At 38.1% G+C, this 14387-nt stretch carries 15 protein-coding genes and 1 tRNA gene; 7 read left to right on the top strand and 9 right to left on the bottom strand.

All coding sequences use genetic code 11. The features are described from left to right. The first annotated feature begins 9 nt into the window (after positions 1–9). The gene (locus tag IPI59_14570) at positions 10–1320 is read left to right on the top strand and encodes a nucleotide sugar dehydrogenase (protein ID MBK7528732.1); all 1311 of its coding nucleotides are present in this window, start codon (positions 10–12) and stop codon (positions 1318–1320) included. Positions 1321–1479: 159 nt separating this feature from the next. Further along, positions 1480–2385, top strand: a complete 906-nt coding sequence (locus tag IPI59_14565; GenBank protein MBK7528731.1) for a T9SS type A sorting domain-containing protein — start codon at positions 1480–1482, stop codon at positions 2383–2385. Positions 2386–2448: 63 nt separating this feature from the next. Here the strand turns inward: IPI59_14565 and holA are convergent, their stop codons facing one another. Genes holA through IPI59_14550 form a run of 3 tightly spaced genes read right to left on the bottom strand, consistent with a single transcriptional unit; the run spans position 2449 to position 5605 of the window. After that, positions 2449–3459: a DNA polymerase III subunit delta gene (gene holA / locus IPI59_14560; GenBank protein ID MBK7528730.1), complete on the bottom strand. Its 1011-nt coding sequence runs from the start codon at positions 3457–3459 to the stop codon at positions 2449–2451. Between the two features lie 53 nt (positions 3460–3512). Continuing rightward, a complete protein-coding gene (mazG, locus tag IPI59_14555; protein MBK7528729.1) occupies positions 3513–4325 on the bottom strand; it encodes a nucleoside triphosphate pyrophosphohydrolase in 813 nt (270 codons plus the stop codon). A gap of 35 nt (positions 4326–4360) precedes the next feature. Then, a complete protein-coding gene (locus tag IPI59_14550) occupies positions 4361–5605 on the bottom strand; it encodes an amidohydrolase family protein (GenBank protein MBK7528728.1) in 1245 nt (414 codons plus the stop codon). 166 nt (positions 5606–5771) lie between these two features. Here IPI59_14550 and IPI59_14545 point away from each other — a divergent pair, with 166 nt between their 5' ends. The 4 genes from IPI59_14545 to IPI59_14530 all read left to right on the top strand — a co-directional run bounded on the left by IPI59_14545 (position 5772) and on the right by IPI59_14530 (position 7964). Then, positions 5772–6248: a redoxin domain-containing protein gene (locus IPI59_14545; GenBank protein ID MBK7528727.1), complete on the top strand. Its 477-nt coding sequence runs from the start codon at positions 5772–5774 to the stop codon at positions 6246–6248. Between the two features lie 541 nt (positions 6249–6789). After that, entirely contained in the window at positions 6790–6954 is a 165-nt protein-coding gene (locus IPI59_14540) for a hypothetical protein (GenBank protein MBK7528726.1), read from the top strand. Next, positions 6941–7297 carry a transposase gene (locus IPI59_14535; protein ID MBK7528725.1) on the top strand — a complete coding sequence of 119 codons (357 nt, stop codon included), beginning with the start codon at positions 6941–6943 and terminating at the stop codon, positions 7295–7297. The genes IPI59_14540 and IPI59_14535 overlap by 14 nt, the downstream gene beginning before the upstream one ends. 118 nt (positions 7298–7415) lie before the next feature. Further along, entirely contained in the window at positions 7416–7964 is a 549-nt protein-coding gene (locus IPI59_14530; protein ID MBK7528724.1) for an RNA methyltransferase, read from the top strand. Positions 7965–8075: 111 nt separating this feature from the next. Here the strand turns inward: IPI59_14530 and trxA are convergent, their stop codons facing one another. Together trxA and IPI59_14520 are read right to left on the bottom strand one after the other, a co-directional pair. After that, positions 8076–8393 carry a thioredoxin gene (gene trxA, locus IPI59_14525; protein MBK7528723.1) on the bottom strand — a complete coding sequence of 106 codons (318 nt, stop codon included), beginning with the start codon at positions 8391–8393 and terminating at the stop codon, positions 8076–8078. Between the two features lie 221 nt (positions 8394–8614). After that, a complete protein-coding gene (locus IPI59_14520; GenBank protein ID MBK7528722.1) occupies positions 8615–10060 on the bottom strand; it encodes a redoxin domain-containing protein in 1446 nt (481 codons plus the stop codon). A 112-nt stretch (positions 10061–10172) separates the two neighbouring features. Here IPI59_14520 and IPI59_14515 point away from each other — a divergent pair, with 112 nt between their 5' ends. Then, complete coding sequence (locus IPI59_14515) at positions 10173–11639, top strand: hypothetical protein (GenBank protein ID MBK7528721.1); 1467 nt, start codon at positions 10173–10175, stop codon at positions 11637–11639. 48 nt (positions 11640–11687) lie between these two features. Here IPI59_14515 and IPI59_14510 read toward each other — a convergent pair whose 3' ends face one another. The 4 genes from IPI59_14510 to IPI59_14495 all read right to left on the bottom strand — a co-directional run bounded on the left by IPI59_14510 (position 11688) and on the right by IPI59_14495 (position 14307). Then, positions 11688–12188 (bottom strand): hypothetical protein, encoded by a 501-nt coding sequence (locus IPI59_14510; GenBank protein ID MBK7528720.1) that lies wholly within the window; start codon positions 12186–12188, stop codon positions 11688–11690. A gap of 72 nt (positions 12189–12260) precedes the next feature. Further along, a tRNA-Arg gene (locus tag IPI59_14505) sits at positions 12261–12337 on the bottom strand. Between the two features lie 126 nt (positions 12338–12463). After that, the gene (locus tag IPI59_14500) at positions 12464–13366 is read right to left on the bottom strand and encodes a hypothetical protein (GenBank protein MBK7528719.1); all 903 of its coding nucleotides are present in this window, start codon (positions 13364–13366) and stop codon (positions 12464–12466) included. A gap of 98 nt (positions 13367–13464) precedes the next feature. Further along, complete coding sequence (locus tag IPI59_14495; GenBank protein ID MBK7528718.1) at positions 13465–14307, bottom strand: M15 family metallopeptidase; 843 nt, start codon at positions 14305–14307, stop codon at positions 13465–13467. Positions 14308–14387: the final 80 nt, after the last annotated feature.

The following is a 14387-nucleotide window of genomic DNA, read 5'->3' as shown; positions in this document are numbered from 1 at the left end:
TCATAGGCTATCTATTTTGTGAACAATACACTTTATTATCAATTATTGCATAAAGAGGCCAAATTGGCTGTAATTGGCTTAGGCTATGTTGGCTTACCTATTGCGCTTGAGTTTGCCAAGTTTTTTTCGGTGATAGGTTTCGATATTAATGCAGCGCGCATTGATTTAATGCGGCAAGGTATTGACCCCAGCCGCGAATTAGAAAAAGAAGCTTTTTTAAATTGCGATATTTTATTTACCCATACTCCGGATGATTTAAAAAATGCCCAATTTTATATAGTGGCTGTGCCTACTCCGGTAGATGAACATTCTGTACCCAACCTCGAACCTTTAAAATCTGCTTCGCAAACTTTAGGACGGGTGCTTAAACCGGGCGATTATTTTGTTTACGAAAGTACGGTTTACCCCGGATGTACCGAAGAAGATTGCCTGCCAATACTCGAGCAAATATCCGGATTAAAACACGGTCGAGATTTTAAAATTGGCTACTCGCCCGAGCGCATTAATCCAGGCGATAAAGACCATACCTTAACCAAAATTACCAAAGTAGTATCGGGCTGCGACGAAGAAGCATTAAATACCATTGCCCAAGTATATGAACATATTATTACCGCCGGCGTGTTTAAGGCAAGTTCTATAAAAGTTGCCGAGGCTGCCAAAGTAATTGAAAATACCCAGCGCGACCTCAATATTGCCTTAATGAATGAGCTGGCGCTTATTTTTGACCGGATGGGCATTAGCACCCACGATGTTTTAGCTGCATCAAGTACCAAATGGAATTTTTTGCGCTTTTATCCCGGATTAGTGGGCGGCCACTGTATAGGCGTTGACCCCTATTACCTCACGCACAAATCGAATCAATTGGGCTACCGGCCACAAGTTATACTAAGCGGGCGCAGCGTAAATGACGAAATGAGTTCGTTTATAGCCAAAAAAGCGGTTCAGTTTATTTTGCGGGTGGGTAAAAATTTAAGCCAGTCAAAAGTGTTGGTTATGGGCATTACCTTTAAAGAAAACGTTAGCGATATTCGAAATACTAAAGTTACCGACTTAATAAAGGAACTACAATCTTTTTCGGTGCAGGTTGATATTACCGACCCCTTTGCCGACTCTGCCGATGTTTACCACGAGTACGACCTCGAAATGGTTGGGCAACCCAAAGGAAGCTATGATTGTATTATTATAGCGGTGCAACACGAGCAGTATTTAAACCTTGAAGAGGCATATTTTCAATCAATTTCAGATAAAAACGGCATTATAATTGACATAAAAGGAATTTACAAGGGAAAAATTAACGAACTTAAATACTGGACCTTATAAATGCCTGACCATGCCTTTGATATACAAACGGTTTTTTTTTCTCCGGATAGAAAATATCACTAAAAATACATCTTTGAGCTAAAAAGCAACGCCTGCATTAAGGCGGTCGTTTTATCTAATAATCCAATTTTGTTCTTTTAAAAAATGTGTTTCACTAATATGCGTGCTTCTCTTTGTTTGGTATTAACTGTTTTGGTCTTCAGTTTAAGTGGTAAAGCCCAAACCTTAAAAAATGGCAATTTTGAGGACTGGGAAGATGCCAAACTATGTTTCGAGTTTGGGGGCTCGTTGCCTTTAAACTGGACTACGCCCTGCGACGAACCACTTGGCTTTTTTAGCGGCCTAAAACAGACAACGCAAGCCTATGCAGGCAAATATGCTGCCGATCTTTCGCCCTCAACGCAAGGCGATTTTGTTGCCATGCCCATACCAACCTTGCTTAAATATAATTTAGAAAAACCAAATGCCGGCAATTTTTTATTGGCTGGGTATTACCAATATGCAGCCAATTGTACCAACTGCGAAGCCATGGTTTATATTGCAAACTGGGCGGGCGGCAGTTTAAAGAGCGAAGTTTCGCAAAACTTAATTGTTAACAAAGAGTACGAACAGTTTTCGGTAAATGTTAAAATTGAACAAGGAACAGACAGTACCACTTTTATTTTTTCAAGCCGTGTATTGACTCCAACAGATATTGCTAATTATCCGGCGGTTACCTCCGATTTTGATTTTGACGGCGAACTGTATTTAGACAATCTAAGTTTTGAACAACCGAGCGGCAATCCGGAACTAATTTTTGGCAACTTTACAAATCCAATTGTAAAAATGCAAAATGACGGCCTACACTTGATAATTGACCAACTACCCTCTCATTTCAACAATTTTCAAGTAGCGGTTTACAATATTCAAGGCAGTTTAGTAGCAATTTCTAGAAATACATTAAATATGGGCAATAACGGTAATATTGCCACTTTAAATCAACGAGTAAACACGGGCTTATATTTGGTTGAAATTATAAGCGCAAACGGTTTTAAATATACTTCAAAAATACAAATTAGCAGGTAAGATATTGATTGTTAAATGTTGGAGCAAATGTTAAGCCAAGGTTGTTTAAACAATAACCTATAATTATGCTAATATCCGGATGAGCATTTCGCGCAAAATTTCAGCATCGTCAGTATTTGGGTTGTTTACACCTTTGCTGTGTAAATCGGCAAGGTATAGTGCCTCAATGGCTTGTACAGTTTGGGGTGCTGTAAATTGTTTTGCCGCTGTTTGATAATCAGATAAAAAATACTTGCTGCTCATATCCATAGCAGCTAAAATTTCGGCTTCGGGCTTGCGGGCTACCGTATGAAAGACTAATAATTTGGCAAAAAAACGATATAAACTGGCTACTACAACCACCAAAGGATTATTTTTTAGGTTGGCGGCAAAATAGTCGGCTATTAAAAATACTTTATGCGTATTGCGGGTTGCCAAGGCTTTTTGAAGCTCAAAAACGTTAAATTCTTTGCTTATGCCTATATTGTCGGCAATTAGGTTGTGGGTTATAGTGGCTTTGGGGGGCAAGCCAATAAGTAATTTCGAAAGTTCGTTTGTAATGCGGCTCAATTCATTGCCCAAATATTCGACCACCAATGAGCTGGCATTAGGCTCAATAGAAAACCCCTGCTTTTTTAGCCACCCCGAAACCCAGGCAGGAACTTGATTTTCGTAGAGCTTTTTTGAAGCAAAAAATATACCGTTCTGGGCTATGGCTTTAGCTAATTTACTGTTGGCATTTAAACTTTTTCCTTTGTATGTAAAAGCCAAAACGGTTGTTGATACTGGTTTTTGTACGTACGAAAGCAATTTTTCTATATCGCGAAGGTGTTGGGCTTCTTTTACAATAATTACTTGCCTTTCGGCCATAAGCGGATAGCGCATAGCCGCGCTGCGTACGGTATCTACGTCAACATCTTTACCATAAAAAATAGTCTGATTAAAACTTTGCTCGGCAGGCTCAAGCAAACAAGTTGACAGTAATTCGGTAATTTCGTCAATAAAAAAAGGCTCGTCGCCTTGTAAAAAATAGACGGGCTTTGGCAGACGCTGCCTTATGCCGCGGCAAATATCTTCAAAATCGTTAACCGACACAAAAAAATATATATAAAGTTAAATTTAATTAAGTAAATTGATGCGATAGGACTTTAATCCGGATAAAACAATTGTTGCCCATTTTCTTTTTCGGTTTTTTTAGCTGCCTCCCATAATAGGTCCATTTCGGCAAGGGTCATATCGGCTAAACGAAGCCCTTTTTGAGCTGCCATTGCTTCCATTTTTACAAATCGGTTGGTAAATTTTTTATTGGTGCGTTCAAGGGCTTCTTCGGGGTCAATATTAATAAAGCGGGCATAATTAACAATGGCAAACAGCAAATCGCCCAATTCTTCTTGCATGTTTTTTGTTTGGTTTTGGGCGGCTGCTTCGGCTAATTCATTGGTTTCTTCAAGCACTTTTTCCCATACTTGTTCGGGTGTGTCCCAATCAAAGCCTATTTTTTGGGCTTTGGCCTGTATTCGCATTGCTTTTACCAAGGCGGGTAGGGCGGTTGGCACGCCCGCTAATGCCGATTTTTTACCTTCTTTAAGTTTCATTTGTTCCCAGTTGCGTATTACTGCATCGGCGTCAGTTAACACCATATCGCCATAAATATGTGGGTGGCGGCGTTCCATCTTGTCGCACAAGGTATTTATGATGTCGGCAATATCATATTCGTTATTTTCTTCGCCAATTTTTGCATAAAACACTAAGTGCAGCATTAAATCGCCTAGTTCTTCGCGTTTTGCGCTTGCATCGTTGTTTAATATTGCATCGGCCAGTTCGTAGGTTTCTTCAATGGTAAGCGAGCGCAAACTTTCGTTGGTTTGTTTTTTATCCCAAGGGCATTTTTCCCGCAGTTGGTCCATTAGGGCGAGTAAGCGGGTAAAAGCTGCTATTTTTTCGGGCAAATTTTGCGACATAAAATTTCGTTTGAGTGGCCAAAAATACGGCTTTTTTAGTTTATACCCCAGTTTAAATTGTTCCGGATGTAAGCGATAGTATTTTTATAATTTCCGGATAACCATTTTTTACAGCCTTGTATGTTTAGTGAGGTAAATCCGTTTTCAACAGGCAAGTTATGCGCTGCGGCAATATTATCATCAATTTGCACTATTTGTCCCTTGCAAACTACTAATTGAATATTTTTTGTTTGAGTCAATGCCCATTGAGAGGCCGTATTGTTGGCCAAATCATCCGGATTGGTGGCTGATATTAGCTCCGGATAGGTAGTTACAAAAAAGTCTGCCTTAGTATCATTTGTTATTATGCCGGCATTATTGTAATCGGGCAGATTAAAAATGGATGCTCCTGTTTTTGTGGCTGCTTGGTACAACGTTTCGGGGCTTAATAGTTGGGTTTGGGTAGCTGTTTGTATGTGTTGCCACCAGTCCCAGTGGCTGCTTAAAGTTGAGTCGGTGCCAAAAGCAATGGGTAGTTGACTTGTAAGCGTTTGGAGGGGTGCTGTGGCTCCATACAATTCTAAATTCGAGTAGGGACACCACACAAGGCCTTTCAGTTGCTTTAAAATGGGGTGGTTGGCTGTTAAAGTAATGCCATGTATGGCTATAAATTTACAATAACGGGGTATTATTTTTTGTAATTCGTTTGGCTCGGCGGCGGCTAAAAAACTACTACCTTCGGCAAGGTGTATGGTGGGTAGCCTATGTGGTTTGGGTAGCCAAAATTGCCAAAATCGATATTTTTTTTCGTGTGCTAACGAGTGTAAAGTGCGGCAGTAATAAACGTTTATGGGTGGGGCGGGTAATAATTTAGCATAATTGCGTCCATGTTGGCAAATAGTAGTTACCCCGGCTAAGATATTTTTTACCATAGTGCATTGCAGGCGCAATGTAATTGGCAACGCTTCTATTTTTGCGATTTGTTGCCTGCATGTCTGATGCAAAAAGTCAGCCCATTGGGTATAATCGGCAAATTTTTGATTGGTGAGGGTGGGGTAGGCGTTGAAAGCTAAATGCTCGTGAGCGTTAATATTTCCGGGCCAAAGCCATCCATTTTTTATCCGGATATGGTATTGAGCATGGGCAATAAATTTTGGGTCAAGGCTTTCATCGGGATAAATATTTTTAATCTTTCCTTCGGAAATACAAATCGCAACAGTTTGATTTTGGTGGGGTAAATGTATGCCGCTTAACAGCCAATACGGTTGGTTTGGGGTAAGCTGGCTGGGTTGCTGCGGCATTTTTGTACTTTAATCTATTTTATGAGGCAACAAAATTAGTGTTTTATTTTCGGGCAAAAATAAACTTTATAGGGCAATATTTGTCTTAAAAGCAGCGTAATACACACTAAACTAAGTTTTGTTTTATTTTACCGTACTTTAATTTATTATTTTTCCGGAATTATTTATGAAAAAACTTTATTTGTCCTTTGCCTTACTTTTAACCGGATGGTTATTAGCTGCCCCCCAGTTGATGGCGCAACCGCAACTCCCAAATTTTAATTTTAAAGATTTAGCAGGTAAAACAGTGCGCGGCCACGAAATAGCCTTTACCAAGTATTTAACTATCATATACTTTGACCCCACTTGCGAGCATTGTTTGGCTACAACACAAGAAATGCTTAAAAATATAAAAAAATTTAGTGCTACCAAAATAGTATGGATTTCGTTTGCCGAAAAAGAGCAAATTGCCGATTTTAAGAAAACGTATTTTCCAAAAAACAAAAACATGATATTTTTACACGATAAGGATATGAAAATTTTTGACTCGTTTGGCGACCTTTACGACACGCCAACTTTTATTGTTTACAACAAAAACAAAACACTTATTAAATCAATTACCACCCCTGCAACCATTGACGAGGTGATTAGTATTTATAAGTAAGCCCTTGCATAATACCTTCAACGTGAATTCGGAGCTAAGCTATAAAAAATAGGGGGATTAGTATAGTTGATAGGAATAAAAACAGGAGCATAGTTATCTTTGTAGTGTCCAAAACTGCAAACAATACTACCCCCTGTTTTTATGAAGTCCAAAGATACAAAATTTGATGTGTCCATGTTATTTGAATTATTTTTTTTTGTAGATAATGCCTGTTTGCTGATGCAACAATGGGTTGCTCAGCATTGGCTTAGCGAAGGTAAAACAATGCCACGCCTCGTAGTGTGCCCCAAAATTTCGGAAAGTGAGATACTTACGATTCTGATTTTCTACCACTATTCGGGCTATAAATGTTTTGAATATTACTATAAAGCATTGGTTTTGAATGACTTAAAGACCTATTTTCCTACTGCCCCATCCTACAACTATTTTATAGAGTTAATAGAACGGGTTGCTCTTCCTATGGCGATTTTAGCCAAATTAACCTGCCAGCAAGCAGAAAAAACAGGAATTTATTACATAGATGCCAAAGCGCTACCTGTTTGTGACATGCTGCGAGCCAAGCAACATAAAGTTTTTTGCTCAAACCGCCTCGAAAGGAAAATCTTCTATGGGGTGGTTTTTCGGCTTTAAGCTCCACCTGATAGTCAATCACAAAGGACAAATCGTGGACTTTGCTTTGACTACAGGGACAGGTGGCAGACAATAGTAAAGACCTCTTAAACAAGCTATTAGAGAAAATATCAGGCACATTGTTTGGCGATAAAGGCTATTTGACTACCTTATGGAACAACTTTTTTGAAAAAGGACTAAAAATAATTACCAAAGTCAAAAAGAATATGAAAAACAGACTAATGTCCTTAGAAGAAAGGCTCTTATTGAAAAAAAGACCTATGATTGAAGCCATTAATGATATTTTGACCTCGGTTTTTGACTTAGAACATACCAGACACAGAAAACCACAGAATGCTTTTGTCCATATAGTCGCTAGCTTGGTAGCCTATCAGTTTTACCCCAATAAACCTCAAGTAGATCTTGCTAAAATTTACTAAGTAAATCTCCGAACTCACGTTACCTTCACTAATTATTTTTTTACCACTGCCTTAGTTTACCTAAAGCAGTGGTTTTTGTTTTTATTGCCTATTTTTGCCGTTATTTCAATTTAATGCGATGACCAATTTTAAAAAGCTGGCAATAACCGAAATGGGTCGGCTTAGTGTAGTTGATTTCAAACAAACACAAAAATTGCCTGTTTGTGTGGTGCTCGACAATGTGCGCAGCGCTTATAATGTTGGGGCGGTTTTTAGAACTGCCGATGCTTTGGCCATCGAAAAAATATGGCTTTGCGGTATTACTGCAACGCCACCTAATAAAGAAATTGCAAAAACTGCACTTGGCGCTACGCAAAGTGTAAATTGGCAGGCAACCGAATCAACGCTCGAAACGGTAGAACAACTTATTTCAGAGGGTTGGCAGGTTTGGGGGGTCGAGCAAACTACGCACAGCACCCTTTTGCACGAGTTTAGGCTGGCCAATCAACAGCAAAAAATTGCTTTGGTTTTTGGTCACGAGGTTAATGGCGTTGACCCACAGGTATTAGACTTATGCCATGGTTGTATAGAAATTCCACAATTTGGCACCAAACATTCGCTCAATATTGCCGTTAGCGCTGGTATGGTTTTGTGGGAGTTGGTGCGGCAACAATTAATAAAACAGTAATATGATGTTTTTTTTGCCTGTCAATAAATAAAATGAAACGAAGCCATCCGGTATTTGGTTAACTCCGGATGGCTTCGTTTCGTATTTAATCAAAAAATTAAGTGTGGTTATTTATTTATTCGCTTCAATTTTTTGTTTATAAATTGCTTTTGATGCTGCGCCTACAATTTTATCAATAACTTGGCCGTTTTTAATAAACAAAACCGTAGGAATACTACGAATGCCATAGTTTAAAGATACTTGTTGGTTGTTATCAACATCAACTTTGCCAACATTTACTTGGCCATTGTATTCGGTGGCTAACTCTTCAATAATTGGGCCTACCATACGACATGGGCCGCACCATTCAGCCCAAAAATCAACAACACTTAATTTGTCTGAGTTTATTACAGCTTCGCTAAAATTAGCGTCGGTAAATTGCATTGCCATAGTTAAAATAGAAAAAATTACAATTGTGGGTTAAAAAATTAATACAAAGGTAACTAAAAAATAGCAGTTAAAGTTCCAGAAATAGCGTTAATTTAACAATTTGTAACCCAATTTTTGCTGAAAGAGGCAATAGTGCTTAAATTTTCCGGATACTAAAAAATAGCAACGAAACGGCAGGGAGGGCGGGTTAAAAATTTAAACTATTTGGTTTATTTGTTCCTCTAATTTTCGTCTTTTAATTCAATGGCTTTGCCTTGTTTTTTGTTAATCAAATCGTCTAAAATCATATCAATTTGCTCATAGTTTATGCGTTTGGCAATAATTTTTTTATCCTTATCAAGTAAAAAAATGGTTGGTGTAGAGTAAATATCGTAAAGTTCGTGCATGCGTGTTTGCCCTGTTGGGTCGTATAAATTATACCAATCTAACTGATGTTCTTTAATATAGTTAAGCCATTTGTCGCGCTCTAATTTGGTTGATATACCTACAAACTTTACGTCTTTATTTTTGTATTTATGGTAGAGGTCTAAATAGTGCGGCGTTTCTTTTTTGCAGTGGCCACAATCGTAGCTCCAAAAATATAAAATTGTATAATCGGCATTTATTTTCCGGATAGAAACTTTTGTCCCCGCCGAGTCGGTAAGTAATAATTCTGGTGCTAATTTTCCAATTAAATTAGGTTTCAACCGCATTACACGCTCTCTAATTTTTTTCAGGTTGGCTTCGGTTAGCCATGTAGCTTCTCCGGTTAAAAAATATTTATCTGCCAAGTGCACAAATACCGACTCCATGCCCATAATTTTTGAACTCTCGTAAAACTGCGCCAAATAACCAACTGTAAATTGAAAAAGCTCGCGGTTTGGTTTGGTGCGTGGCACTACTTCGTCGCAGGCTTGAATAAGCGAATCGGGAATTTGCATGGTCAGCCGTTCAAAATAGGTTTTTAGTTTGTTGTAAAAAATTGGCGTTCGTGCCAAACGCGGGTCGGCAAAGTCAAAACTATCCCAAAAATGATTTCTAATAAAATAACGTGTTTGTAATGGGTCGGGCGTTGCGTTATTGTCTGTATTTTTGTAGGCTGGTTCGGCCATAGCAGTTAATAACTGGGCATAAAAACTGCCTTTGTGGGCTTGTGCTTCTTTTATTCTAAATTCGTTAATTTCTTCTGTTTTTGCTGTTAATTTTTCATTAATCGCACTCGAGTCGCTATGATTTTCGGCTTTCGATAAAGCAGTTTTAAGGATTTCAACCTCATCGCCTATCTTTTTTAAAAATAATTGACAGTTATTAAACAATTTATTTTCTTTAGAGTTTTGAACCTTCATTTTTCCAATAAAATCGCTTGTATCGGTTTCAATGGTAAAATTTGGCTCATTACCACTCACTAAAAACTCAAAAAACAAGGTTTTTTTTATAACTGCTACGTAAATCCCTCCGGGTAATGAATTTTCGGCGTGCATTTCGCATACACCTTTCGAGTTAATCAAAAAAGTATCCTGAACTAAAATCCTGTTTCCAAAATGATAAGCTAATATACAGGTGTCGTTTTTTATGCCATTTATCTTTAACTTAATCCGCCATGCATCTTTTGTTTTTGCTTCGACAGGTGTAAAATTAAATACATGTATTAAGGTTAAAAGTAAAGTCGTTAAAATAAATTTTTGCATATTTGCGGGTCTTATTTGTTGATTGTACGGTTTTGAAGCCTAAAATTACGATTAATGCGGTAAAATTTGCCCCAGTTTTTTCATTTGACCCCCTTAACCAGAGTAGCACTTAATGAAATCGAGTTTATCCCACAAATTTAAAGCCGAACTACCTTACTACACCATTTTGGCTAGTTTTTATGTAATTTTAACTATTTTGACTTTGTCAATTCCATTTTTTTGGGACAATATTGCGTTAATAAGCAAACCAGCACAAGCTTTTTACGAACAGCATCTACAAATCCTATTATTACCACCCGAGTTTAATCCTATTCATCCACCATTTTATGCCTATTATTTAGCGGTTATTTGGACAGTTTTCGGCAAATCTTTGGCAGCGATGCATTGGGCAATATTGCCATTTTTATTTGGTGTTGCCCTGGCAACCCTTAAAATTGCATTTTATTTTTTCCCTTCCTCCGGAAGATTTTGGGCGGGTTTATTCATTATTATTCAACCCGGATTATTGGCTCAGGGTATCTATGCAGGTTCAGACCTGCCTTATCTTTGTGGTATTATGTTTAGTTTGATGGGTATTTTAACACAAAAAAGGTATTACTTAACGTTCGGACTAATATTTGTTTTGTTGACAAATTTAAAAGGTCTAATTTGGCTTCCAATATTGTTTGTTATTGATGTTTTAGTAAGAAATTATTCAAATACACAAAACTATTTTTCCGGATTTAAAAGCAGTTTAACAAAAATTTACAGGGCATATCTACCCGGATGTATTTTGGTGGTGGCTTGGTTTGTTTATCAATACCTGCATTTGGGCTACTTTATTTACCCCAAACATTCGCATTGGTCGCAGGGCGAAGGTTTTTTTGGCAATTTTTCGCAAATGCTGCGCAGTTTGGCTGTTTCGGGGTGGCGTTTATTAGATAATGGGCATATTATAGGCTGGACTATTTTGCTCTTTTGCCTTTTTATTATCCGAAGGGAAAAATTGCCATTTACAACAGCACAAAGCAAATTGTTATTGACTTTAATAGTTAGTGCAGTATTGTTTCCGGCTGCTTTAATGCTGCGCGACGCCCCTAACATGCATCGGTATTTTATTCCTGTTTATTTATTGTTATGGCTTGCAGTACTTGCTTTTATTGAGGTTTTACAACCTATAACACAAAAAATTGTTGTAATATTGAGCTTGGCAGCTTTGTTGTCGGGGCATTGGTGGGTATATCCTTATCCGATAGCTAATAGCTGGGACAACACACTGGCAACGCTTCCATACTTCAAACTCAATGCGCAGGCCGATATAGTTATTTCAAATCTCAATACTTCAAAAAAAATTACTGTCGGAACTGAATTTCCACTATATGCAGCACCAAAATATAAAGATTTGACAGATTTAGTTGTCGATGGTTTGATGGACATCGGTGAATTTTCCGGAAAACGCGACACTGTGCCTTATTTCTTGTGGAGCAATGTTTCAAACGATTTTCCGCCCGAACTACATGATAGCTTATCGCAATATTGTAATGTATTATGGCAGGGGCAAGATGGTTTTATAAAAATGACCTTGTTTGAATGTCAATAAATAGTTTTAACTACTGCAATATTATAAATGATAGCCCTACAAAGACGACTAATTGTTTGGCTGTTCGGGTTTTCCGAGGTTTTTACCCGTTTTTAAATCATATTTATAGGCTACCCGTTGAACCTGTTCGGGTTGGTTATCCATTTTTATATGGTAAATCCACTCAATAATCAGTAAACTGTCGCCTATAGTGTATAGGTCGTAATGTAAGTTCAGGTCGTTACCTTTTGAATTGCTGTCAAGGCATTTTATTTTAAAACGCTTAACTTCTTCTTGGGCGTATTTGTAAAATTCACCATTTAAATTGGCGAACGAGGCTTTATTTTCGAGGTTTTCAAAAAAGGGGTAGGTGGCGGCAACGCTGTACGAGCCCGTTTCGGAGTATTGGTTGATGGTTTTGACTTCGTGGTTTGGCGATGGGCCGCGCTGGTTTTTGGGGTAGGCGTATTTTTCGGCAGGATTGCTGTTGGGCTGGCATCCGGATATTAGATTTAGCACAGCCAATAATAGAATATAAACACTGCTTGTTACAAAAATAAAGTTCCTCATATAAAATAAAGATTCAGAAATATTGAAAAAAAAAAGGATTTTAAACCTGAGCGGCCTAAAATCCTTTCAAAATGGTGAACCCGAAGAGATTCAAACTCCTAACCTTCTGATCCGTAGTCAGATGCTCTATTCAGTTGAGCTACGGGTCCTTCTTTTTTTGTTTGCGGCACAAAGATACGTGATTTGCTTTGAATTGCCAAATTTTAAATAAAAAAATGGGCGAAAAAGCAAAAAGCCACTACAAAACGCTTGCAATGGCTTTTTGGGTATTTATTTTAGAAAGGTCTAATGATGCTAAATTCTACTGAAAATGGTTTTACATCGGGGCCTAAACCTTCTTTAAAGGTATCGCTTAGTTGGTAGCGAAGGCCAAAATTTATAGGCCCATATCCAATCCGGCCGCTAACACCGTAGCGCATATCTTCGGTAAAAAACTGATCTTTAATTTTATCTTTACCGCCGTCATCTTTCATCCGGAAACTACTTGCTGTACGAAACCCAAGGTAACCACCGCCGGCAATTCTAAACGAATGACGCAATGATGCAGGGCGACTTTCGTATTGTAGTTGTAGTGGTATGGTAAAAAATGATTGGAAAAGATTTTTCTTTTTAAGGTCTTCTGCTGATTCAGACCAAGTTAACTTGTCTAAAGGGCTATTTTCTTCTTCGGTTAGTATAATATCGTTTTTAAAGCCATAATGGTTAAACTGAAACTGTATGCCAGTGCCAACATATATTGCAGGTTTGCGGCTTAAACGGTATTGAGTGGTAAATGGGCTAAGTGTCATGTGCACCGAGCGACCTGTGTTTATTTCTAAGTCGTGGTAGGTTGTACCCAAATCACCCATCCAGGTTCCAACGCCAATTTCGAAGCCTAAAATGCGTGTTTTGGTTTTTCTTAGTTCGCTTGATTGGGTTTTTTGGCCAAGTTTGAACAGTGAATTTTTGTTATTTTTGTCGCTGTTATCATCATCGCTGTTATTGGTGCTGCTACCACTTTTGGGTACAGTTTTGCCCTTGTTACCGCTGCTGCTGCTCGAAGAAGAAGAAGAATTGCTGTTACTGCCGGTTGAGGTTTTGCTTTTGGTTTTTCCTTTACTTTGCGCCATAGCAGGGTTAAAGGTAGATGTGGAAAAAATTAGGGCTAAAAAGCATAAAAATAAAGTTAATCGTTTCATGGTTGTTAGATGTATTATTAATGTAAAAGGGTGTTTAGTGTGCTTTATTTGCTTGCTAAATGTACGAGCTAAGAGAAAAGTTACAATATGGCGTAAAATTATTCTATTATTGGGTATTTTGCACGGTAAATTGTTTTTGGGTATGCTTCAAAATGCCACCATTCGCTTTGAATGGCAATAAAACCTGCTTTTTTCATGGTATTGCGCAATAACAACCGGTTTATTATTTGGGCGTGAGTTAATTTGCCTTCGGCTAAAAATTGGGCTTCGAAGCGAGGCTGTGCCAAAGTACCAAAAAAATCGTAAGGTGTTCCCATATCTATACTTTGACCTAACGAATCGGCAATAGTTAAATCAACGGCAGCACCATAATTATGCGCCGAGCCGGGGTATGGTTCGGCTACATATTTTTCTTTACCATTGGCTTTGGCGTGGGCATACATAAGGCGTTGTACCGAGCGTGGACGGGCGGCATCATATACTAAAAGCCTATAGTATGGGTGAGTTGCTGCTAAAATTTCCTGTGCTTTGGCCAGCATGGCGGCAGGTTCGGGTTGTAAAAAAGCGCGTTTTACATCACCATAAAGATTTGTTTCTAAAAAATTTGACTCCGAGGCATATTTTAAATCTACTAATATATCCGGATGCACTGTTTGAATATCTATTAATCCGGATTTTTCTAAACTTTCCTCTATCTTGGAGAAACTTGTTGTTTTAGTTGATTTTACATCCGAATTGTGTTCGGTCATAGATGTATTTATATTGGTTTGCTCTTGAGACGGGGGCTGTATATCCATTGCAATGTTTTGTTTTGGAAATGTTTGTTGTTGGCTTCTATCTTCCGGATGTTTATTACTGCCCAGATTTTGTGTTGACTGAGGACTTTTATTTTCATTTGCCTTTTCGTAGCTACAACCCCAAATAAAAAGAGTAAAACTCAAAGTGGTCAGTAAAATTGCAAAAAAAACTTTATTTAAAAAGGTCTTTAATAGCATATTCAAGGAAAAAATAAGCACAAAGA

This window comes from Sphingobacteriales bacterium (genome assembly GCA_016706405.1).
In the GTDB taxonomy this organism is placed as follows: Bacteria; Bacteroidota; Bacteroidia; order Chitinophagales; family UBA2359; genus BJ6.
This window is presented reverse-complemented; position numbering and strand designations above follow the sequence as displayed.